Origin of the sequence: Paraburkholderia lebeckiae, assembly GCF_014201005.1 — a bacterium.
In the GTDB taxonomy this organism is placed as follows: Bacteria; Pseudomonadota; Gammaproteobacteria; order Burkholderiales; family Burkholderiaceae; genus Paraburkholderia; species Paraburkholderia tuberum.
The window spans coordinates 1-23,827 of the sequence record NZ_JACHDK010000029.1; the positions used below are offsets into that span (position 1 = coordinate 1).

General features: G+C 58.5%; 13 protein-coding genes and 4 pseudogenes. 15 read left to right on the plus strand and 2 right to left on the minus strand.

Translation table 11 applies throughout. From position 1 onward, the window contains the following. Positions 1-583: 583 nt before the first annotated feature. Complete coding sequence (locus HDG39_RS30895) at positions 584-1,327, plus strand: EAL domain-containing protein (protein WP_184011527.1); 744 nt, start codon at positions 584-586, stop codon at positions 1,325-1,327. Positions 1,328-1,436: 109 nt separating this feature from the next. After that, positions 1,437-4,697 (plus strand): annotated as a pseudogene (locus tag HDG39_RS35960) (ESPR-type extended signal peptide-containing protein); the annotation flags it as partial. Between the two features lie 8 nt (positions 4,698-4,705). Here HDG39_RS35960 and HDG39_RS30925 read toward each other — a convergent pair. Next, the gene (locus HDG39_RS30925; RefSeq protein ID WP_184011529.1) at positions 4,706-5,137 is read right to left on the minus strand and encodes a hypothetical protein; all 432 of its coding nucleotides are present in this window, start codon (positions 5,135-5,137) and stop codon (positions 4,706-4,708) included. Positions 5,138-5,333: 196 nt separating this feature from the next. Between HDG39_RS30925 and HDG39_RS36075 the strand changes: the two are divergent. Then, positions 5,334-7,247 (plus strand): annotated as a pseudogene (locus HDG39_RS36075) (YadA family autotransporter adhesin); the annotation flags it as partial. On the opposite strand, the gene HDG39_RS36080 reads toward HDG39_RS36075, so the two are convergent. Further along, the gene (locus HDG39_RS36080; RefSeq protein WP_184011533.1) at positions 7,199-7,888 is read right to left on the minus strand and encodes a hypothetical protein; all 690 of its coding nucleotides are present in this window, start codon (positions 7,886-7,888) and stop codon (positions 7,199-7,201) included. The pseudogene HDG39_RS36075 and the gene HDG39_RS36080 overlap by 49 nt on opposite strands. A gap of 160 nt (positions 7,889-8,048) precedes the next feature. Here HDG39_RS36080 and HDG39_RS36085 point away from each other — a divergent pair. From HDG39_RS36085 to HDG39_RS31020, 12 genes and pseudogenes are all read left to right on the plus strand, one after another. Further along, a pseudogene (locus HDG39_RS36085) lies at positions 8,049-11,339 on the plus strand (beta strand repeat-containing protein); the annotation flags it as partial. A gap of 36 nt (positions 11,340-11,375) precedes the next feature. Then, positions 11,376-11,696, plus strand: a pseudogene (locus HDG39_RS36090) (YadA-like family protein); the annotation flags it as partial. A 182-nt stretch (positions 11,697-11,878) separates the two neighbouring features. Continuing rightward, entirely contained in the window at positions 11,879-12,481 is a 603-nt protein-coding gene (locus tag HDG39_RS30975) for an OmpA family protein (RefSeq protein WP_260328388.1), read from the plus strand. A 138-nt stretch (positions 12,482-12,619) separates the two neighbouring features. Further along, on the plus strand, positions 12,620-13,759 hold the full coding sequence (locus HDG39_RS30980; protein ID WP_184011539.1) for a DUF2827 family protein: 1,140 nt from the start codon (positions 12,620-12,622) through the stop codon (positions 13,757-13,759). Then, positions 13,756-14,859, plus strand: a complete 1,104-nt coding sequence (locus HDG39_RS30985; protein ID WP_184011541.1) for a DUF2827 domain-containing protein — start codon at positions 13,756-13,758, stop codon at positions 14,857-14,859. Before HDG39_RS30980 ends, HDG39_RS30985 begins: the two co-directional genes overlap by 4 nt. A 33-nt stretch (positions 14,860-14,892) precedes the next feature. Further along, positions 14,893-16,011 (plus strand): DUF2827 domain-containing protein, encoded by a 1,119-nt coding sequence (locus HDG39_RS30990; protein ID WP_184011543.1) that lies wholly within the window; start codon positions 14,893-14,895, stop codon positions 16,009-16,011. A 14-nt stretch (positions 16,012-16,025) separates the two neighbouring features. Further along, a complete protein-coding gene (locus HDG39_RS30995) occupies positions 16,026-16,910 on the plus strand; it encodes a peptidylprolyl isomerase (RefSeq protein WP_311667820.1) in 885 nt (294 codons plus the stop codon). Further along, the gene (locus HDG39_RS31000; protein ID WP_260328389.1) at positions 16,907-18,775 is read left to right on the plus strand and encodes a tetratricopeptide repeat protein; all 1,869 of its coding nucleotides are present in this window, start codon (positions 16,907-16,909) and stop codon (positions 18,773-18,775) included. The genes HDG39_RS30995 and HDG39_RS31000 overlap by 4 nt, the downstream gene beginning before the upstream one ends. Positions 18,776-19,068: 293 nt before the next feature. After that, positions 19,069-19,782 (plus strand): hypothetical protein, encoded by a 714-nt coding sequence (locus HDG39_RS31005; RefSeq protein ID WP_260328390.1) that lies wholly within the window; start codon positions 19,069-19,071, stop codon positions 19,780-19,782. Between the two features lie 355 nt (positions 19,783-20,137). Then, positions 20,138-20,680 (plus strand): (2Fe-2S)-binding protein, encoded by a 543-nt coding sequence (locus HDG39_RS31010; RefSeq protein WP_221305928.1) that lies wholly within the window; start codon positions 20,138-20,140, stop codon positions 20,678-20,680. Next, positions 20,677-21,687, plus strand: a complete 1,011-nt coding sequence (locus HDG39_RS31015; protein ID WP_184011547.1) for an FAD binding domain-containing protein — start codon at positions 20,677-20,679, stop codon at positions 21,685-21,687. Before HDG39_RS31010 ends, HDG39_RS31015 begins: the two co-directional genes overlap by 4 nt. Beyond that, entirely contained in the window at positions 21,684-23,825 is a 2,142-nt protein-coding gene (locus HDG39_RS31020; RefSeq protein ID WP_184011549.1) for a xanthine dehydrogenase family protein molybdopterin-binding subunit, read from the plus strand. The genes HDG39_RS31015 and HDG39_RS31020 overlap by 4 nt, the downstream gene beginning before the upstream one ends. Positions 23,826-23,827: the final 2 nt, after the last annotated feature.

A 23,827-nucleotide genomic window follows, 5' to 3' on the forward strand; every position in this document is an offset into this window, starting at 1 on the left:
TCTACTTGTCGTTTCCCGGCCATTCTGCTCGCGCGCTCGTCATGACGCACGCCAGGTTACCAGGATTCATTGTAGAAATGTGGGTAATTGAAAGAGCGAAAAAAAGGCGTACTTCATCCATCTGTCAGTCAATAAGAAATCCACAAAGCTTTTGGTGCGAGCGCACAGCTTTGCCATCGCGGTTGCTCTGTACTTGTCTATGTTCGCGTGAGCCGCAGAAGTGTCAGACATTGCAAGATCTGAACGCATTCTACTGGACAAAAAGGAACCATTCTGTCCGCCCCATTTTGGCTGCTTGTAGTCCTCGCCTGACGTGCCTGTAAGGCTTACCTGACGCCGCCGTAGGGAAGCTAGAAGAACTTTTTTAGCAATTTGGCACAAAGGTTCCTTTTTGACCGCCTCTAGACGAAGGGTTGACAGTGTTTCGTAAATTGAAGTCGACGACCGTCACCGATAGATCGGGGCGATCTGTGCGTGCGGGGTCCGCCCGAAAAAGAATCAGAATTTTTGACACTTAAACCTGTGATTCGAGTGCTGTCCGCTCAAAAAAAGAAGTACGGAATTGACCGGTCCGGAGAAGAAGATGGACGACAAGGGTTTGGCGGGGGAAGTGTTTAGCGCGATGATCGACTCGCGTGTGAAGTTGCACCGTGAACCGGTGTGCAACGTCACAGGCAGCGAAAACGTGCTCTATCACGAGTGTTCCGCGACAGCGACTGATGCCCGCGGCAACGAATTGAATCCGGCTCTTTTCATGTCGGCGCTTGAGCGCATGTCGCTCGTCCGTCTGTTCGACCGGTACGTCGTCAAACAAGCCATCGCGGCCTTGCGCGGTTCTGCCACTCTGAGGCTCGGCATCAACATTTCCGTTCAGAGCGCGGTCGCAGATGTCGTGTGGCATGCGATTTTTCATCTGCTCGAAGAGGCGCCCGAAGTGGCGCAACGGCTGGTGATCGAATTTCCGGAGCCCGCCTGGTTCGACGCCCATGACAACGCACAGCATTTCGCATATCGCCTCAAACAGGCCGGTTGCAGGATCGCGATAGACAACTTCGGAATCGAAACCGCTATCGGCATCCGTACGCCTGACATCATCAAAATCGATGCGTCCTTCGTCGCCGCTGCCCGCCACGGCGAAAAACACGTTGCCCGCCTCGCGCGATTAGTACGCCTCGCAGCAGAGCAGGCTGACGATGTAGTGATCCAGGGCGTTGATGAGCCGATGGATTTACTGCACGTCCACGAGTGCAGGACGAAATGGGCCCAGGGTCATTTCGTCAAGGCACCTGACGCCCTGAATTGGGTTGCCAGTAACTTGCAATTGTAGTTTTCGATTTAACAACTGGAACTACTAATCGCCTTGGCGAGGGATGTCCATGCGGAGATGTGCCTGTGTCGATGTTTAAAGAAAAACCTTTGAAAGAGGCGGGCTGAAGATGAACATAAGTTATCGAACGATCTGGAATGAATCGTTAGGGGCTTTCGTCGCGGTGTCTGAGCTAGACACCGCGCACGGGAAGGGGAATGGTGGGGTCACGAGCAGCGTGGTGAAGGACGTGCCATATAGAGTGAATGGCGTGCCGCTCACCATCATGGCCGTTGCAATGACGGTTATGTTTGGCGGCTCGTTGATGAATGCAGATGACGCCGAAGCGCAAACCGTCAATATTCCTGGTACGGGATGTACTGACGCGACGACAACCGGAGCGTTTCTGACTGTCGGAGTTGGCTGCGGCGTAACCGCTTCGGCATCTGGTGCGACTGCTGTCGGTGCAGACTCCACGGCATCAGGCACGAACGCTACAGCGGTCGGTATTTTTTCGACAGCTTCAACACAAGGTTCCGCAGCTTTCGGTACAGCGTCACGGGCAACAGGTCTGAACGCCGTTGCGTTCGGCTCGGGTTCGCGGTCAAGCGGAACTGCCAGTTCGGCTATTGGTATGGCGTCGAACGCCTCGGGCGACGCTAGCGCGGCCATCGGCCCGAGTTCGAATGCTATCGGCAACAACTCGCTCGCGGTCGGCTCTATTGCCACAGCATCCCAGACGCAAGCGGTTGCGCTGGGAATGCAGTCGTTGGCTTCTGGAGTCGGAAGCATGGCGCTTGGCGCAACTGCGACCGCGAGCGGAGCAAATGCAGTCGGAATCGGGTCTACAGCTACCGCTTCAGGCAATCGGGCCGTTGCGCTTGGTTACGGTTCGACAGCTTCAGGTATCAATTCTTTTGCGTTCCTGGGAACTGCATCGGGCACCGGCTCTATGGCTTTCGGCAATAGTTCTACAGCGTCCGGCACAATGGCAGCACTGTCGTTGGGTAATTTCTCTACGGCATCCAACACCAATGCGTCTGCTTTCGGCGTGTTCTCCATCGCAGCGGGCGCAGCCTCGACCGTCGCAGGGTCGGGTGCATACGCAAAAGGCGACTTCTCAACGTCAGTAGGCGCTAATGCAGGGGCTGACGGATTAAATAGCACTGCCGTTGGCAGAACAGCAAGAAGTGTCGGCGATGATTCAACAGCTTTGGGCGAAAAGGCCACGGCTTCAGGTGCCGGTTCGATGGCATCCGGTTTCGGCGCAATAGCTAACGGGGCGAATTCATTTGCGGGTGGCACAAACGCAATTGCGGGCGTAGCCGGTAGCACAACAATCGCTAACGATGTCGCGCTTGGCAACGGTGCTTCGGCTGTCGGAGGAAATTCGGTTGCAGTCGGCACGTCGTCTACGGCAAGCGGTGTCGGTGCGATGGCAATCGGTCAGGGCGCAATCAGCAGCAACACGAATTCCGTCGCTATTTCCAATGGCGGGGCGGCGACTGGAATCAATGCGGTGGTCATCGGCACGAATTCCACGGCAGCAGGCACGAACGCCACGGCAATCGGCGCGGCGGCGGTTTCGGCGGCCGCGCGGGCAGTGACTATCGGTTCGGGAGCTAAAGCGAACGGCACGGATTCCTTTGCAGCAGGAACCAATTCGGTCGCGGGCATAGATAGCAACACAACGATTATCAATGACCTTGCGCTCGGAAACACCGCATCGGCTGTCGGCGGAAATTCCGTAGCAATTGGCACGGCGTCGGTCGCTTCAGGTGCTAGTGCAATGGCACTCGGTCAGAGCGCAACCGCTGCGAACGCCAACAGCGTTGCATTGGGAACCGGTTCGGTTACGGCTGCTGCGAACCCCACGCCGAGTGCATTAATCGGCGGCAAGTCGTATGCGTTTGCCGGACCTGCGCCGACGAGCGTCGTTAGCGTTGGCGCAAAAGGCGCTGAGCGTCAAATCACGAACGTGGCCGCAGGTCGCGTTACAGGCGCGAGCACGGATGCAATTAACGGCTCGCAGCTTTTCGCAACGAATTCGGCAATTGAAACTCTCTCGACTTCTACATCGACGGCTGTATCGAGCCTGAGCACAGGCGTTTCGTCGCTGAGCACTTCTGCATCAACTGGCATTTCTTCACTCAGCGCTTCGGCTTCGACCGGTTTGTCTACGGTCGCGAGCGGCGTAGGCTCTCTTTCGACCGGGCTGTCCACTACAAATAGCAATGTGTCGTCGCTTAGCACGGTCGTGTCCACAACGCGCACGCACTACGTCAGCATCAACGACAACGGCACGCAGCAAGGTAACTACGCGAACGACGGCGCGAGCGGCGTAAATGCAATTGCCATAGGTACAAATACCACGGCAGCGGGCGCAAGCGCGGTGGCTCTCGGCGATGCAGCGAACGGCGCAGCATCAAATTCGGTCGCGATTGGTCAGAAGGCGACGGCAACAAATCCGGGCGATGTGGCTTTGGGTTCGGGTTCAGTAACTGCGGCAGCGAATCCGACTTCGAGCGCAACTATCGGCGGAAAATCGTACAGCTTTGCGGGCGCAGCCCCGAAAAGCGTCGTCAGCGTTGGCGATAAAGGTGCTGAACGGCAAATCACGAACGTTGCGGCAGCCCAACTGAACGCAAATTCGACGGATGCCGTCAACGGTTCGCAGCTTGACGCGACGAACCAGGCAGTTGAATCGCTTTCGACAAGCACCTCGACCGGAATTTCGAGCCTCAGTACTGGCGTGTCGTCGCTTTCAACGGGCGTGAGTTCCTTATCGACTGGCGTGTCGTCGTTGAGCACGGGTCTTTCTTCGTTGAGCACTTCCGCGAGCACGGGCCTTAGCTCTTTGAGCGCGTCCACTTCGACGGGTTTATCTACCGTGACGAGCGGCATCGGTTCGCTTTCGACCGGCTTGTCCACGACAAACAGTAATGTGTCGTCGCTCAGCACTATCGTTTCGGCGAGCAAATCACACTACGTCAGCATCAACGATAACGGCACGCAGCAAGGCAATTACGCGAACGACGGCGCAAGCGGCGTAAATGCAATTGCTGTCGGCACGAACGCTACAGCGGCAGGCGCAAGCGGTGTAGCGTTGGGCGACGCAGCAAATAGCAGGGGCGCGAATTCGGTCGCGGTGGGCGCAAAAGCAGTTGCGACAAATGACGGCGATGTCGCCCTGGGTTCGGGTTCGATCACTGCCGCAGCGAATCCGACAGCGAACGCCACCATCGGCGGAAACACTTACGCGTTCGCAGGCGCAAAACCAGCGAGCGTCGTGAGCGTCGGCGCAAAGGACGCGGAGCGTCAGATCACGAATGTTGCAGCGGGGCGGCTTGCCACAGACAGCACGGACGCCGTGAACGGTTCGCAATTGAACGCAACGAATCAAGCTGTTGATTCGCTCAGCACGTCCGCGAGTACCGGAATTTCTAGTCTGAGCACGGGCGTATCGTCACTTTCGACCGGTGTTAGCTCACTGAGTACTGGCCTGTCTTCCCTGAGCACTTCGACTTCCACGGCAGTTTCTAGCCTGAGCACGGGCGTGTCGTCGTTAAGCACGGGCGTTTCTTCATTGAGTACCGGCCTGTCGTCGCTCTCGACCTCCGCGTCGACGGGAATTTCATCGCTCAGTACCGGCGCGTCGCAATTGTCGGGTTCGATTTCGACCGTCGCTAGCGGGCTCAATTCGTTGAGCACTTCGACATCCACGGTGAGCAGTTCGCTGTCTACCGGCCTTTCGTCGTTGAGCACTTCCGCATCGACGGGAATTTCGAGCCTCAGCACGAGCGCATCGACCGGCATCGGCAGTTTGTCCACGGGTCTGTCAACAACGAATAGCAATGTCGCTTCGTTGAGCACCGTTGTTGATGCCAATAAAACGCACTACTACAGCGTGAACGACAACGGCGTTCAGGGAGCAAATTACGACAACAAGGGCGCAACCGGCGTAAATGCAATTGCCGCAGGTGTCGCTGCATCGGCAGGCGGTGCAGGTACAACGGCAGTCGGTTACAACTCGCAGGCGCTGGCGGATTCGAGTGTGGCAGTCGGCGATAGCAACACGGTCGCAGCGACTGGCGGTCCTGGTTCCGTAGCGATTGGTTATAAATCCCAGGCGCTCAACGGTAGTGCAGTCGCAATCGGAAATCAGCAAACCGCAAGTGGTGATGGCGCAGTTGCAATCGGCGATCCGGGTTCGTCGTCAGGTACTGGCGCAGTGACGGTCGGCGCAAACAATAACGCGAACGGAACGGGCGCAGTCGCAGTCGGCAATTCAAACAGTGCGACGGGTACGGGTTCACTTGCCATCGGCAGCACTTCGACTGCTGCGGCGGATGGCGGGATTGCATTGGGCTCGGCTGCTGTCGCGACGAATGCAGGGGACGTTGCACTCGGCAGCGGCTCTGTTACGACGGCTGCAAATCCGACTCCGAACGCAACGATTGGCGGAAACTCCTATAACTTTGCAGGCCAAAATCCAACGAGTGTAGTCAGCGTCGGCGCGAAAAATGCGGAACGTCAAATCACGAACGTTGCAGCGGGTCAACTCAATACGGACAGCACGGATGCCGTAAATGGTTCGCAGCTTAATGCGACGAACCTCGCGCTTGATTCGGTTTCGACAAGTACCTCGACGGGAATTTCTTCGTTGAGCACCGGTGTTTCTTCATTGAGCACGGGCGTTTCTAGCCTCAGTACTGGCGTGTCGTCACTGAGCACAGGCGTATCGTCTTTGTCCACATCGACTTCGACCGGCATCAGTTCCTTGTCGAATTCGGTTTCGACGGTCGCAAGCAATGTGGCTTCGCTCTCGACGGGCGTATCGTCATTGAGCACGTCCGCATCGACTGGCCTTAGCTCTTTGAGCACGTCCACATCGACTACCGCGAGTTCGCTTTCGACCGGTTTGTCCGGAGCGGTCAGCAACATCAGTTCGCTTTCGACGGGCGTGTCGTCATTGAGCACGGGCGTTTCGTCGTTGAGTACGTCCACGTCCACGGCAAATAGCTCGCTGTCTACCGGCTTGTCCGGTGCCGTCAGCAACATCAGTTCGTTGAGCACTTCGACATCGACGGCAAATAGTTCGCTTTCGACGGGCCTGTCCGGCGCTGTGAGCAATATCGCATCCCTCAGCACGAGCGCATCGACCGGCATCGGCTCACTTTCGACGGGCGTCGGTAGTCTCAGCACGGGCGTTTCGTCGCTGAGCACTTCGGCTTCGACAGCAGCAAGCTCGCTCTCGACGGCAATTTCCGCAAGCAAAACGCATTACTACAGCGTGAACGACAATGGCGTTCAGGGAGGGAATTACAACAACGACGGTGCGAGCGGCGTAAATGCAATCGCTGCGGGCGTCGGTGCTGTAGCACAAGGAAATGCATCGGCGGCAATCGGTTACAACACAAGCGCGCTTGGTGATGGCGCAGTTGCAGTCGGAAACAGTGCACAAGCAAACGGAACCGGTGGCGTTGCAATCGGACAGAATTCGGTTTCGAGCGGCAACGACTCGACCGCGTTGGGCCATGGCGCGACAGCATCCGGCGATGGCGATGCAGCCTTCGGAAATAACGCATCGACATCCGGAAACAATTCGGTTGCAGTCGGCAGCGGCGCGGTTGCTTCGACCGATGGCGCAATAGCGTTTGGCGGCAACGCGCAGGCAAAGACGCAAAATTCAATTGCTATCGGAAATGGCGCAACCGCATCGACTGCAAATTCTGTTGCGCTCGGCAACGGAGCTTTGACGAAAAATGCCGTTGCGACTTCGAGCGGCACAATCGGCGGCACGACGTACCAATACGCGGGCACGAATCCGACAGGCGTTTTCAGCGTGGGGACGAAGGACGCAGAACGTCAGGTGACGAACGTTGCAGCCGGTCAGGTGAACGCGAGCAGCACAGACGCGATTAACGGCTCGCAATTGGACGCGACGAACCTCGCTGTAGATGCACTTTCGACAAGTACCTCGACGGGAATTTCTTCGTTGAGCACCGGCGTGTCGTCGCTGTCCACGAGCACGAGCACGGCAGTTTCTAGTCTCAGCACCGGCGTTTCCTCGTTGAGCACGGGCGTATCTTCACTCTCGACCGGTTTGTCGTCGCTTAGCACTTCTGCATCGACGGGGATTTCTAGCCTCAGCACTAGCGTGTCGTCGCTTTCGACGGGTGTTTCTTCGTTGAGCACAGGCGTGTCGTCCCTTTCGACCGGCGTGTCCTCGCTCTCGACTTCTGCAAGCACCGGTATTTCCTCGTTGAGCGCTTCGACAAGCACTGGTCTTTCGACGGTCGCGAGCAATGTGGCCTCGTTGAGCACAGGCGTAAGCTCACTTTCGACTGGCGTGTCGTCGCTCAGTACCGGCGTTTCGAGTTTGAGCACTTCGGCTTCGACCGGCCTGTCGTCACTGAGCACTGCAACTTCGGCCAGCCTGTCGACGATCACGAGCGGCATCGGTTCCGTGTCGGTATCGACTTCGACGGGCCTGTCTACCGTGACGAGCGGCATCGGTTCGCTTTCGACCGGCCTGTCCAGTGCAACGAGTTCGCTGTCTACAGCGATTTCGGCAAGCAAGACGCACTATTACAGCGTCAACGACAACGGCGTCCAGGGCGCGAATTATGAAAATGACGGCGCAACGGGTGTAAATGCACTCGCGGCAGGCGTAGGCGCAACCGCAGCTGGTGCAGCAGGCGTTGCAGTCGGAAATACTGCGAATGCGACGGGCGCAAACTCAGTGGCCGTTGGTTCGGGCGCTGTTGCGAAAAATACCGGCGATGTAGCTTTGGGTTCGGGTTCCATCACTGACGTTTCGCATCCGACTGCAAGCGGTACGGTCGGCGGTGCAACGTATCAATATGCAGGTGCAAATCCTTCGAGTGTCGTTAGCGTCGGCGCTCCGAATGCGGAACGTCAGATTACCAACGTTGCGGCAGGCCAGGTCACGCAAAACAGCACGGACGCAATTAATGGTTCGCAACTGTACGCGACGAACACGGCAATCGATGCGGTCAGCACGTCCACGAGCACTGCGGTTTCTTCGCTGAGCACGGGTATTTCGTCGCTTTCGACTTCCACCAGTACCGGTTTGTCCACGGTAACGAGCGGCATCGGCTCACTCAGCACGGGCATTTCTTCGTTGAGCACGTCCGCTTCGACAGGTCTGTCAACGGTGGCGAGCAATGTCGGTTCGCTTTCGACTTCGACTTCGGCGGCGGTATCGAGTTTGAGCACCGGAATTTCGGGCGCCACGAGCAGCATCGGTTCGCTGAGCACGGGTATTTCGTCGCTCTCGACCTCGGCATCGACCGGAATTTCGAGCGTCAGCGCAAGTGTCTCCACCGTCGCGAGTGCAGTTGATTCGTTGAGCACGTCCACGAGTACCGGTTTGTCCACGGTAACGAGCGGCATCGGTTCGTTGAGCACGGGCGTAAGTTCCCTTTCGACCGGTATGTCATCGTTGAGCACGTCGGCATCGACGGGAATTTCGTCGCTCTCGACTTCGGCCTCGACTGTCGCAAGTTCGCTTTCGACAGGCGTAAGTTCGTTATCGACGGGTCTTTCGACTGCGGTCAGTGACATTTCTTCGTTGAGCAGTTCGACTTCGACGGGGCTCAGCACTGTGACAAGCAGTGTCGGTTCGTTGAGTACCGGCGTGTCGTCGTTGAGCACGTCTGCATCGACGGGCATGAGTTCCTTGTCCACATCGACTTCGACTGCAATCGAAGCCGCAAAGACGCATTACTACAGCGTCAACGATAACGGCGTGCAGCAAGGCAATTACGCGAACGATGGCGCGACAGGTCTGAACGCAATTGCGGCAGGTACGAACGCCACAGCCGCGGGCGCAAGCAGCGTTGCAATTGGCGACGGCGCAAATGCTGCAAACGATAATTCGGTTGCAGTTGGCGCAGGCTCGATTACCGACGTTTCGCATCCGACTCCGAGCGCAGTTATCGGCGGCGCGACGTATCAGTTCGCCGGTGCAAATCCTGTCGGCGTAGTGAGTGTTGGTGCGCCGGGTTCGGAACGTCAAATCACGAACGTCGCGGCGGGTCAAATCAACGCGAACAGCACGGATGCAATCAATGGTTCGCAGCTTTATCAAACGAACCAGGCGATTGATTCGCTGAGCACGTCCACGAGCACGGGAATTATTTCGCTCTCGACAAGCACATCGACGGCTGTATCGAGCCTGAGCACGGGCGTATCGTCGCTGTCCACCTCGACTTCGACGGGCTTGTCCAGTTTGAGCACCGGTCTTTCGACTGTCGTCAGTGACGTAAATTCGTTGAGCACTTCGACTTCGACAGGCTTGTCGTCGCTCTCGACATCCACGAGCACGGGACTTTCGTCGTTGAGCACGTCCACGAGTACGGGCCTCAGTTCGTTGAGCACGGGTCTTTCGACGGTCGTCAGCAACGTCGATTCCCTCAGCACGTCCACGAGCACGGCAATCGGTTCGCTCTCGACCTCGACTTCGACGGGACTGTCTTCGCTCAGCACTTCGACTTCGACGGGTCTGAGTTCGCTCAGCACCGGCGTTTCGTCACTGAGCACGGGTCTTTCAACTGTGACGAGCAGCGTCGATTCCCTGAGCACTTCCACGTCGAGCGGCATCAGCAGCTTGAGCACCGGGGTGTCGTCGCTTTCAACGGGTCTTTCGACTGTGACGAGTAACGTCGATTCGCTTTCGACCTCAACTTCGACTGCCATTTCGTCGTTGAGCACATCGACTTCGACGGGCCTGTCCAGTTTGAGCACGGGCGTTTCGAGCCTTTCGACTTCGACATCGACAGGCATCAGCAGCCTGAGCACGGGCGTTTCGTCGCTGAGCACTTCGACTAGCACCGGAATTTCGAGCCTCAGTACGGGCCTGTCTACCGTTGTTAGCAATGTCGATTCGCTTTCGACATCGACTTCGACGGCTGTATCTAGTCTGAGCACGGGCGTTTCGTCACTGTCTACTTCGACTTCGACCGGAATTAGCAGTCTTAGCACGGGCATTTCGTCGCTAAGCACTTCGACTTCGACGGGTCTCTCGACTGTGACAAGCAGCGTCGATTCGCTCAGTACGTCTACGTCAACCGGCATCGGCTCTCTGTCAACCGGTCTGAGTTCGCTCTCGACAGGTCTGTCCACCGTGACAAGTGGAATCGATTCGTTGAGCACTTCGACTTCGACGGGAATTTCGTCGCTCTCGAGTTCGACTTCGTCCGGAATCAGCAGCTTGAGCACCGGTGTGTCGTCGCTTTCGACGGGTCTTTCGACTGTAACGAGCAACGTGGATTCGTTGAGCACGTCCACGAGCACGGCAATCGGTTCGCTCTCGACGTCCACGAGCACGGGCATTTCGAGCTTGAGTACCGGTATTTCGTCGCTGTCCACTTCGACTTCGACAGGTATTTCGAGCTTGAGCACTGGACTTTCGACGGTCACGAGCAATGTGGATTCGCTTTCGACTTCGACTTCGACTGCAACGAGTTCGCTCTCTACTGCAACGAGTTCGCTTTCGACTGGCGTGTCGTCGCTCAGCACGTCCACGAGCACCGGTTTGTCGTCGTTGAGCACTTCGACTTCGAGCGGACTTTCGACTGTGACGAGCAGCGTCAATTCGCTTTCGACGGGCCTGTCCACGACGAACAGCAATGTGTCTTCGCTGTCCACGGTGATTTCGACCCTGAAACCGTCGCACTACTTGAGCATCAACGATGACGGTGTGCAAGGCGGGAACTACAACAACGATGGTGCAACAGGCACAAATGCTATCGCTGTTGGCGTGAACGCGACTGCCGGGGGTACGAACTCTTCGGCTTATGGCAACAAGGCAAATGCTGCCGGAAACGCCGCGACGGCGGTCGGCTACAACGCGAATGCCACCGGCGTGAATTCGAGCGCTATGGGTGTCGGTTCGACTGCATCCGGAGATAACGCAACTGCGGTTGGTGCGGGTGCCATCGCGAGCGGGCGCAATTCCGTTTCGCTTGGCAAGGATTCGGTTGCGGATGAGGACAACACCGTTTCCCTCGGTTCGGCTGGTAACGAACGTCGCCTGACGAACGTCGCGCCGGGTATCAATCCGACCGATGGCGTGAACATGTCCCAACTGCAAGGCGTGCAGAACAGCCTGAACAACAGCATCAATTCCGTTGCTCGCAAGGCATACGGCGGCGTTGCTGCGGCTACGGCTCTCACGATGATTCCGGATGTCGATCAAGGCAAGACGCTGTCGGTCGGAATTGGTGGGGCGAGCTATCAGGGCTACGGTGCGACCGCAATCGGCTTCACCGCACGCATTACGAGCAACTTGAAGGTTCGGGGCGGTGTGGGCATCAGCAGCGCAGGTAGTTCGTATGGCGTAGGCGCGTCGTATCAGTGGTAACGCCTGGTTGATGCGTTGAAAAGTGCGCGGGACGGATCTCACAAGGTCTGTCCCGCGCAGAAAAAAGCCGATCAAAAAACGAGGAAAAAATGTCAGCAAAAATTCTATTTGTTGCTTTCGCCGCCGCATTGCTCGCGGCGTGTTCGTCGCAAGGTCCGACCTGGAATGCGTATCGGGTCAGCATGCCGAACGGTCAGCAGGCGTACCGCGTCGATTGTCATGGTCTTTTCGAAGGTCAGGCCGCGTGCTTTTCTCAGGCGAAAGAAATCTGCGGCAAAAAGCAGATGCAGCCTATCGAGCAGGTTGCGCCTTTGGGCGACGATCAAAACCCGCGTGACGTGCGCATTCTCACTTTCCAATGCGCGACGCCGCCGCAACCTGCGCAACCCGTTGTAGCGAAGCCTGCGCCTGTTCCTGCGCCTATTGTTGCACCGGTTGCTCCACCGAAACGCATCACGCTCGACAGTGACGCGAATTTCGACACGGATAAATCGACGCTGAAAGCGGAGGCGCGCGAAAAACTTGACGTTCTCATTGAAGCTGCGAACGGGACGGTTTTCAGGGCGATCACCATTAACGGCTACACGGATTCGACTGGCTCCGTTGAACACAACCAGGACCTATCCGAACGGCGCGCGCAGTCGGTAGAGAAGTATCTGCGCGATCACGGCTTGAGGGCGGAGAAATTCAACGTGCACGGCTACGGCGAAAGCAGTCCGGTCGCGAGCAATGCGACAACCGCAGGCCGTGCGAAAAATCGGCGGGTGGACATCACGCTCGAATGAAAAAATGCTGCACAGGTACTACCGCAAATGCGCTGTTCGCGCGAGCGTTCGAATGAACAACGACGCTCGCGCATAAAAAGAAATGAGCACGCTTTAGCGCGAAAGGACCAACAGACTAAAAAAGAGGGAAAACGGGAAATGAAGATCGGGATTTCTGTGCTCACGCACGCGGGGCAGAGCATATGGGAAAACGGGTTAGGGCAGAACATCTTTTACTTTGTGCAACTGCTGCGCGAGTTGCCTTTTGTGACAGATATTGTGCTTCTGAACTGCGGCGATCAGCCGTGTTTGCCGCCAGAAGCCGAAGCACTTGCAAGCGGCGTGCCGCTCGTCGCCCCGCGTGAGCTGGCCGAACTGCCGGATGTGATTTTCGAAATGGGCGGGGGCCTCGATGTCGAATGGCTCGACTACGCTCGCGCGCGCGGTTCGAAAGTTGTCTTTTTCTGCTGCGGTCAGCCGTATGTGGGCCTGATCGAACCAAGCGTTTTCAAACGTGACGGCTATTTCTCGCGCGCCACACGTTGCGATGAAATCTGGATTCTCGGCAAGGATCGTGCGTTGATTCCGATGATGCGCACGCTGCATCGCTGTCCGGTTGTCGAAGTGCCGTTTCTGTGGGACAGCACATTTATCGAGCAGCGAATCACGGCCGTCGAAAAAGCCGGACTCAAGTTCGGCTACGAATCGCGACCTGCCCTTGGCGAGCCGATACGTCGCAGTCTGAGCGTGGCCGTGTTTGAGCCGAACATTTCAGTCGTCAAATGCTGCGTGATTCCAATGTTGATCGCTGAAGCAGCCTTCCGCGCGGAACCGGATGCCGTCACATCCCTGCACGTCTTGAACAGCGTGCAGATGCAGGAACATCCATCGTTCTCCTTTCTGCTCGGCTCGATGGATTTGAACCGGCAGGAGCGTGTGCGGCTCGATGGGCGGCACGATTTCGCTGGCTTCATGAGTCAGCACGCCGATGCCGTCATCGCGCATCAATGGCAGAACGACCAGAACATTTTGTACCTCGATGCGCTGTACGGTGGGTATCCGCTTATCCACAATTCGCCGTGGCTCGAAAGATACGGCTACTACTATCCGGATTCAGACATCGAAGCCGGGGCGGCGCAGCTTCTTCGCGCCCGCTCACACGACGCGCACCACAAATATTACTTGCAGCGTTCGCGCAGCTTCCTCGCGTCGCTGTCACCACATGCACCGCCCAACGCTTCAGCGTACGCGCGGCTGCTGCTCGCCCTGACTGCCAGAAAGGCGGGGGTGGCAGTATGAAAAAGCTAAAGGTCGGCGTGACCATTTATCTGCGTCAAGGCCAGCAGTCCATTTGGGAAAACGGCATTTTTCAGAACTGCTATTTCCTGGCGATGCTGCTCAAGCATTCGCCCAACGTCGAAGCCGCGTACCTGGTCAACGGCGGCGACGGCGATCCGGCAGCAGCAGCGCAATTTCTCGAATTCGCACCTGTGCCCGTAATCGACCTCGATACGGCGCGAGAAAAGCTCGACGTGATCGTCGAACTGAGCGCGCAGCTTAATCCGGATTGGGCGCGCAGTTTCTGCGAAAAAGGTCGTCATGTCATCGGCATGCGCGTAGCAAATGATTACGTGATCGACATAGAGCGAATGATGTTCGGTCTGCCGCATGGAATGCTCGTGTCAGGCACCCCCTACAGTGCAATCTGGACGTTGCCTGCGTTCGAAAGAACCTGCGCGAGCTATTACGAAACGGCACTGCGTGCGCCAGTGAAGGCGATGCAACACCTGTGGAGCCCTGCGCTTGTTGAGCGTGCGGCAAATGGTGCGTTCGGATACAAGCCGGGTCGGTCGAATTGGCGGCTCGCCGTGCTCGAACCGAATATCTGCATGGTGAAAACGTCGCATATTCCGATGCTGCTCGCAGACCTTGCGCATCGGCAGCAACCGGGCCTGATCGACTACGCGCGTTTCTTCAACACGATGCATCTGAAAAATGATGCGCAGTTCGTCGGTTTTGCTCGCAGCCTCGATCTCGTCACGCAGGGCCGCGCGACATTCGAGCCGCGTTTGCCGGTCCACGAAATTCTCACGCAGCAAGCGGACGCCATCGTTTCGCACACGTGGGAGAACACACAGAACTACGTCTATTACGAAGCGCTGCACGGCGGTTATCCGCTGATTCACAACTCGGATTTGTTGGGCGGCTGCGGCTATCGGTACGGGGATTTCGATTGCGAAGGGGGAGCCCTCGCGCTGCGTGAAGCGTTCGCCGTTCACGACGCAAGCCTCGATGACTACAGGGCAAAAGCACAGGCATTTCTCGCGACGCTCGATCCGCTTGCGCCCGCAAATATCGAACAGTACAGCGCGGCAATCGCGGCGGTCGTCACTGCCTGAACCGTTTGACCTTATAAAAAGTAGGAGGGAAGTATGAATCGAAAATTACGAATCGGTATCACGATTGGGCTTCACCACGAAGCTGAAAGTCTGTGGGTCAACGGCATCAAGCAGAACGCGCTGTATCTGGCGAAGCTGTTTCAGCATTCGCCGCTGCGTCACGAGGTAACGCTCGTCAACACAACGAACGTGGCCGTTACTTCCGCGCTGCCGTGGGATTTGAACCGCTTCCCCACACGTGCGTTCGCGGATGCAAAAGACAGGCTCGATGTGTTGATCGAGCTGGGCGGCCAGATCAGCAACGAGCAGACGGCCTATCTCAAAACACGTGGTACGAAGATCGTCAGCTACTGCTGCGGGCCTGAATACGTGCAGATGACTGAGGCAATGATTTTCGGGCGGCGTCTGACCGATCACGTTTTCATCAACCAGAACTATGACCAGGTTTGGGTGATTCCCCAGGTGATGGGGACAAGCGCAGGCTTTCTCGGCGTGCTGCGGCGTCATAAAGTCGTCCCTGTGCCTTTCGTGTGGGACTCGATGTGCCTCAACATGCGTACAGAAGAAATGCCGTTCGCAGGCGAATACAGGCCGGGTAAGGGGCCTGCACGCATATCGATCATGGAACCGAATATCGACGTGCTGAAGTTCTGCCTGAATCCGCTGCTGATTGCAGAAAGTGCGTATCGGCAGGTTGGCGAAAAACTCGGCTACGTGCACGTGACGAACGCAGAACATCTGGCGCGCTCGTGTCCTGAATTTGTCGGCATCGCGCATTACCTGGAGCTGGTGCGCGACAGCAAGGTCAGCTTCGTTGGCCGTCATGACACGCCGCAATTTCTGGCTGAGCATACGGATATCGTCGTGTCGCATCAATGGGGCCTCGCGCTGAACTATTTCTATTTCGATGTGGCCTGGAACGGATATGCGCTCGTCCATAACGCGCATCTGTGCAAGGAAGTCGGATACTTCTATCCGGAAAGCGATCTGGATGCAGGTACGCAGCAGCTTGTGGACGCGATAAAAAACCATAACGGCAATTGGGAAACGTATCGCGCCCGTCAGCGCGCAGCGATCAAACCTTTCCTTGCCACGCACGAACCGCTTATTGCCCGTTACGACGAATTGCTCGCGGCGCTAGTCGCGGCCTAACCAGAAAACCACACGTGAGAAAAACACAGATGAGGAAAACACAGATGAGGAAAACACACATGCAAAACGTACGTACCCCGCGCGTGATGGGTTTGATGGTTCTGGCAATCGTCGCGGCTGGACTTCACGTGCCGACGGCGCTCGCAGCTTCTGATGATGCCGTGGCGACGGTCAACGGCGTGGCCGTGCATCGCGTCGAATTAGAGGAAGCGATGACAGGCCGTCCCGAAACGATGCGACCGGAAATTCTGCAAGGGCTCGTTGCGCGTGAATTGCTGCGTCAGGCAGCGGAGCGCGAAGGCTTGGGCAACACGGAAGCGGTTCGCGCCGCAATGCAGAAAGCGAAAATCGATACCGAAAATCGGCTGTACGTTGCGCGGCATCTGTCCGCTGAACCGGTCACGGATGCCGAGGTGCGCCAACGCTATAACGAAATCATCAGCGAACTTGGGCCGTATCAGTATCAGCAAAGCCAGATGGTGTTTGCCGATGAGCCGACAGCACGATTCGCGTTGATGCTGCTTCAGAACGGCAATTCGTTTGATCAGGTCGCCGCACGCACGCAGGCCAGTGCTGTGCAAACGGCATGGGTCAGCTTCAAAACTCCGATCACAGAAGGTCACACGCAAAGTGTGCCGGTGCCGCTCGCGCATGTTATCGCGACGTTGAAGACCGGGGAAATCACGCGCACGCCTGTTCGCGTCGGCGACAGCTTTATCGTTGCGCGCCTCAACGATCGACGCGCTACGGTGGTTCCGTCTTATGACGAAGCACGCGAACCGATGCGCAAAGCGATGCAGGGCAAAAAGAACGATGACGCTTTTGCAGGGCTGATTGGTCGGCTTGCGGAGAAATCGGCCATCCGTCCGCAACAGACTTTCCGGAGCGCATCGAAATGACGCTGACACAAGTGACGGGGAAGCAAGTGACGGACGCGCAAATGAAATGGCTCGGTGATGTCGAAAATAAAATCACGCGCAGCGATCTGATTGGCGCGTCACGACTGCTCGATGCGCAGCGCGCGATGGAGTCAGATGAGCCGATAGTGTTGATCGCGTGCAGCCGCTTGATGATTCTGCGCGGGCGGCTCGTGCAAGCACAGCAACTGCTCGATCAGGCGCTCAGCATCAAACCGGACAACGTAGATGCGCTTGTCGAACGTGCGCGCGTGGCGATCAGGTTCGGCAACGATGCCGATGCGCAGGAATGGTTTCAGCGTGCGTGGAGCACCGGCGCGCGTGGCGATGTGTGGCTCATCGACTGGTTTGATTCTTTATCGCGCATGGGGCGCGGCGATGACGCGATAAATATCGCGATCATTCTTTGTGAGCATTTCGGCGCCGATGCCGGGAACTGGTTTCGCCTCGGGCTCGCGTATCAGCAGACGCGACGCCATGCGCAGGCGCTCGATGCATACCAGAAGGCCCTCAGCCTGGACACGAAATTGCCGATGCTGCGCAACAACCTCGGCGCTGCCTATCTCGAATTGAACCGGTACGAGGAGGCGCGTCAGCTTTTCGAAGCGACGCTTGCTGAAGACCCGGATCACGCCTTTGCGTGGACAAATCTCGCGTCTGTGCTGCTCAAAACCGGCAAGCTCAATGACAGCCTGGTCGCAGCCGAACGGGCGTGCGCGCTCGCGCCGAATCTCGTCAGCGCATTGCAGACATATTCGTACGTGCTGCGCGAGTTGCAACAGTTTTCCGCTGCACTCGAAATCGCGCAGCGGGCGTTGACCTTCAATCCGGAAAATCCTTCACTGATCTGGACTATCGCCATGCTGCAATTGCTGCTCGGCGACTACGAAAACGGCTGGCGAAATCACGAGGCGCGCTGGAGCGGTTCGCCGGAACTGCGTGATGTCGTGCCGAATATCCCCGCGCCACGTTTGAACGGCGAAGCGCTGAAGGGTAAAACGATTTTCGTTTGGGGCGAGCAGGGGCACGGCGATGCATTGCAGTTTGTGCGTTTTGTCCCGGCTGTCGCTGAATTCGTGGAACAGCAGGGCGGCAAGCTGGTTTATTGCTGTTTCAGCAGTCTGCAAACGCTTTTTGCACGCAGCCTCGGTGATGAAGTGCCGACAATCATTCCGCACGATCAGCGTCCGCTGCCGCATTTCGATTTTCATTTGCCCGTGGGCAGTCTGCCTTTTCTACTCGGTGTGACGCTCAACGATTTGCCCGACGAACCGTATCTGAAAGCCGATCCGCAGAAGGTTCAGACGTGGAGCAAGTATCTGCCGAACGACCGGAAATTGCGTGTTGGCCTCGCGTGGAGCGGCAGCAAAACGCATCAGCGCAACGGACTGCGTTCGGTCGATCCGCTGAATTACGCACGCGCCTTTGCAGGCATGAGCAATGTCACGTTCGTGAATCTGCAGATGGACGCGGAAACGGACGTGCAGCATCTGCGCGGCGCGGGCCTGACTGTCGCCAATCCGGCTGCGGAATTCTCATCGTTTGACGACACAGCGGCAGTCGTCAGCGGCCTCGATCTCGTCATCACTGTGTGCACGTCGATTGCGCATCTGGCGGGCGGCCTGGGCGTGCCTACGTGGGTCCTGCTCGACGTTAATCCGCATTGGGTCTGGATGACGGACCGCACGGATAGTCCGTGGTACGCAAACACGCGCCTTTACCGGCAATCCACATACGGCGACTGGACGCCTGTCTTCGAAGCGCTGACGCGCGATCTTGCTGTGCTCGCGCTCAGTCACGAAACGCAGGTTGAGCAAACGGAAAATGCAATGGGGAGCCTGCATTGAAACGGATCGATCTTTCCGCCGCACTGAGCGCGTGCGCTGACGACCTCGTTCGTCAAAAAATCGCGATGAAAATCGGACTGCCTGCGCTGACCATCGCGGACGTTTTCAGCCGTGCCGGATCGATTCTGATTGCCGCGCTCGCGGCGCGATCATCGGAAGGGCGCGAGGAAACCGTCATGGTATTCGGCGCGTTGATGTCGCGCGATATCAACCCGCGCATTGACGACGAGTGCGCAAAGCTGGTCGATACGACCGGTCAACTGAAAGAGCTTGAACACGCGGGCTTCACGTTCGTGGCTCACGCGACCGGCAGAGATGCGAGCGTGCTGAGTGATCACGTCGCCACGCAAATTGGCGTACCGGAGCAGGCTACGTGCGCATTGACATGCATTTGCGCCGCGATTCTCGGCGGATTAATCAAGCATCACCTGCTGATCGAGCAGGCCGATATTTCGGAATTGCCGGGGCTGTTCGCGTCGCAGCTTGCGACGATTGCGGACCATCTGAATGAAGGATCGATAGATGCGCTCGGCTACCTTCAACCAGATGTGCAGGTTTTTCTCGACAGGGTATCTGCGCGACTCGCGGTTGTAGCTGCGGACTTCGAACCGCAGCGGCCACGCGTGAGCGCTGAACGCGTGAGCGCATCAAGCGCCAATGAAGAAGCAAAACCGGCGCAGCAGCCGCAAGTTCCGCCGCACAACCGTTTCGAAGCCGGGAAAGTGTTCGTGAACGACATCCGCTTCACGAGCACGATCAAACCGTCTTCATCAATTGCCGCAGCACTCGCTGCTGCGAAAGACGAAAAACCGCGATCAAGGCGCGCGTGGAAAGTGTTCGCGCTGACTACAGCGTCCGTGCTGATCGCGGCTTTCGTGTGGATGAAATGCTATCACTGGCCGGAAGTCGTTTCCTTCGTGAATCAGCTGGCAAATTCGACGCAGCACGGTAGTTCAGGGGTATCCGGTCCTGTCTCGTCAGGCGTGCGCGTCGTGAGCAGCAAGTAATTTTTTAATCAAGGTTTGGCCCTCCTGTCCCGGCGACCCTCGTAAAGCCGGGGCATTTTCGGTCGGCGAGGTTTGTTCGCCTCGCCGACTCTTTTTTGGATCAATCGTCAGGCGTCTGTTCTTCAGGCTCCTGCAATGTTTTTGGTGCTCCGCTCGGTCGCACCACAGGCTTCAAATGCGGCCCGATGCGCGCAAGTGTCGAGCGAGTGCATGCGAGCAGCTCGGCGTTGCAGTTCGAGCCGGATCGATTCTTTGGGAGACGTTGCGGAAGCAGGAGGGATATCGTCCCTTGATATCGACTCCATATGGTCTATATACAAGCAGAGTGATTGTTGAAACCGGCAAGGAATTGGCAATGGACGACGCTACTTTCGGGGAGCAATCAGGTCCAGATGGAGACGCCGGGCTGCATTGGTCAAGCAGCGTCACGGTGACGATGCGTGTGAACGGCCAGCCGCGGGTCGCAATGGTGAACCCGCGCGTCACGCTGCTGGACTGGTTGCGCGAAGACTCGGGTCTCAGCGGCGCCAAGAAGGGCTGTAATGAAGGCGCATGCGGTACCTGCACCGTGCTGGTCGACGGCAAGCGGATGAACAGCTGTCTGACGCTCGTCGTGCAATGTGACGGCTGCGAGGTCATCACTGTCGAAGGTCTGGCCGCCTCCGACGGGACGCTGCATCCGGTACAGCAGGCATTTATCGAGCACGATGCCTTTCAGTGCGGCTATTGCACGCCCGGGCAAATCGTCTCCGCGGTCGCCTGCATCGCTGAAGGGCACGCGACCGATGAGGCGAGCGTTCGCGAATGGATGAGCGGCAATCTGTGCCGCTGCTCTTGCTATCCGCAGATCGTGGCGGCCGTGCTCGATGCCGCCGGCGCGGCCGGGGACGAACGATGAAAAACTTCGAGTACGCGCGTGGCGCAACCGCGCAACAGGTAGTCGCGTCGTTGGCGGCGGGCAACGTGGCGATCATCGCGGGCGGTACGGAGCTGCTCAACTGGATGCGGCTCGGCATCGCAGCGCCCGATCGCGTCATCGATGTCGGTGGACTCACAGGTCTCGTTCGTATTGTGCGCGAGCGTGACGATCTGGTGATCGGCGCGCTGACGGACCTGAACGTGATCGGTGAAGACGCGCTCGTCGGCGCCCACGCGAGCGCGCTGGCTCAAGCCTGTCTGCTCGCCGCCTCGGCGCAGGTGCGCAACCGCGCGACGCTCGGCGGCAATGTGATGCAAAAGACGCGATGCGCTTATTTTCGTTCGGAAACGCCGTTGCCATGGGGCTGCAACAAGCGCAATCCCGGGTCGGGCTGCCCCGCGCGCAACGGCATCAACGAACGGCATGCAATTTTTGGCTGGACCGATGCATGCGTCGCGGTTCAACCGTCCGATCCGGCGGTGGCACTGGCTTGTCTGGATGCGACAGCTGAGGTCATCGGGCCGAACGGCGTTCGAATGATCAAGATGACGGAGTTCCACCTGACGCAGCAGGAAGCGGCCGGCATGGGCGGCGATGCCGCCCGGCTCGAGACGAGACTGGCTGCCGACGAAGTGATCGTCTCCTTTCACATACCCATCCGCGCGGACGCACGATCCGCCTACGTAAAAGTCCGCGAGCGCGCCAGCTACGAATATGCGCTGGTCTCGGCAGCCGCATCCGTGGAGCTCGATCGGGATCGCATCGTGTCGGCGCGCATTGCACTTGGCTCGGTGGCGCAACGCGCGTGGCGCCTTCCAGCCGCGGAGGTGTCGCTGGCCGGGCAGGCGCCGAGCAAGGAAGTGGTCACGCCGATTGTCGACGCGGCAATGAGCGACGCCCGGCCGCTCGCTCACAATGGCTACAAGGTGACGATGGCGCGCAATGCCGCGGTGCGTGCGTTACTGACGGCAGCAGGGCGAACATGAGCATCGGCACGGCGGTCTCCCGCGTGGAAGGCCTGGCGAAGGTCACGGGACAGGCGAAATTCGCGGCTGACAATACGCCGCCCGGCACGCTTCATGCGGCGTTGGTCGGCGCGCCCGTCGCGTCGGGCCGGCTGCTCGACGTGGATGCCACCGCGGCACTTGCCTTACCGGGTGTGGTGCGGGTGCTTACCGCGCACGATATGCCGCGATTCGGTGCGGTGCAGCCGCCAGCGGCGGTGCTCGCACTGCCGTTGCAAAACGACGCGATTCGGTACGAAGGCGAGCCGGTCGCAATCGTGCTTGCGGAATCCATCGAGGCGGCGGAAGCCGGCCGCGATGCCGTGCTTGTCCGTTGCGAGCGCGACGACCCCATCCTTCCCGGCACCGCGACGCGCGAGCCGCCGCCCGAGCCACGCATGCTCGGCGACGATCTGGAAATGGGCGACGTCGATGCGATTCTCGGAACCGCACAGGCAAGCGTGGCGGCGACGTATATTCAAGCCGCGCGTCACCACAATGCGATGGAGACATCGGGCACCGTTGCGCGATTCGAGCACGGCAAGCTCACGCTGTGGGATGCGGTTCAGGCGAGCGAGAATGTGCCGCTTGTCGTAGCCGCGGCACTCGGCATGAGGCCGGACGACATTCACGTGATCGCACCGCACACGGGCGGCGGGTTCGGCTCGAAGGGATATGTGTGGCCGCACCAGATTCTTGCCGCCGCCGCGGCACGCGTCGCGGGGCGGCCCGTGAAGCTTCATCTGCGGCGTCACGATCAGTTCGTCTGCGTCGGCTATCAGCCGTGGATGAAACAGGACATCAAGCTTGCGGCAACGGCGGACGGCCGGCTCAGCGCCATCGATCACGAAATCGTCAATTCGAGCGCGATTGCGGACACGCACCTGGAGCCCGCAAGCGAAGCAAGCAAGACGCTTTATGCGTCGCCCGCCATTCGCACCAAGCAGTGGCTGGAGCGGCGCAACATCAACGTGCCCACGCCAATGCGCGCGCCGGTGGAAGGTCCGGGGCTATGGGCGCTCGAAAGCGCGATGGACGAACTCGCCGTGGCGCTGAAGATCGATCCGCTCGATCTACGACTGGCGAATTACGCCGAGGTCGATCCGCATACGAACAAGCCTTGGTCCTCAAAAAAGCTTCGCGAGGCGTATGAGGAAGGCGCGCGGCTTTATGGCTGGCGCACGCGCGGCGAGGCGCCACGACGAGACGGAGATTGGCGCATCGGACATGGGATGGCGACGAGCTCAATGGGCAATTTCCGCTTTCCCGGCGGGGCGCGCGTGCGCCTGAGGTCCGACGGCACGGCGCTGATCGAGGCGAACACGCACGATATCGGCACCGGCACGCAGACGGTCTTTTGCCAGATCGCGGCCGAAGAGCTGGGCTTGCCGATCGAGAAAGTGTCGATTGTGTGGGGCGATACCAACCTTCACCCGGCGAGTCCCGTCTATGGATCGAGCGCCACGGGCAGCACGGGAAGCGCGATCGCACTGGCTTGCCGGGAAATCAACGCGAAGCTCGATGCGCTCGGCGGGAAAGACGTTCGCGCGAGCCTGCGGCAGGCTAATCTACCGGAGATGGTCGCGGACGGCGCGTTCACGCTTCCGGGTGGCGCCAGCTTCAGCGCGGACGGCGACGGTACGCCATACGCGATGCGGACGTGGGGTGCGATCTTTGTCGAAGTAGGCGTCGATCCCGAGCTTGGCCTCGTGCGCTTGCGCCGGGCGGTGGGTGCCTATTCCGCGGGCCGGATTATCAATCCGAAAACGGCGCGAAGCCAGATGACGGGCGCGATCATCTGGGGTTGGGGCAAGGCGACGATGGAAGAAAGCGTGCAGGAGCCCAATACCGGTGGCTGGCTCGCGAAGAATCTGTCGAACGTGGCGGTCCCGGTGAATGCGGACATTCCGCTCGATATCAAGATCCACTTCGTCAGTGAGTATGATCCGCATGCAAGTGCGATCGGTACCCGCGGCATCGGAGAACTCGGCGCGACCGGCGTGGATGCCGCAGTGGCCGCAGCCGTCTACGACGCCATTGGCTTGCGTGTGCGCGACCTGCCCATTTTGCCGGGCAAGATACTGGCAGGCCTTTCGAGTCAGCACGCCGCTGCGGGATAGCA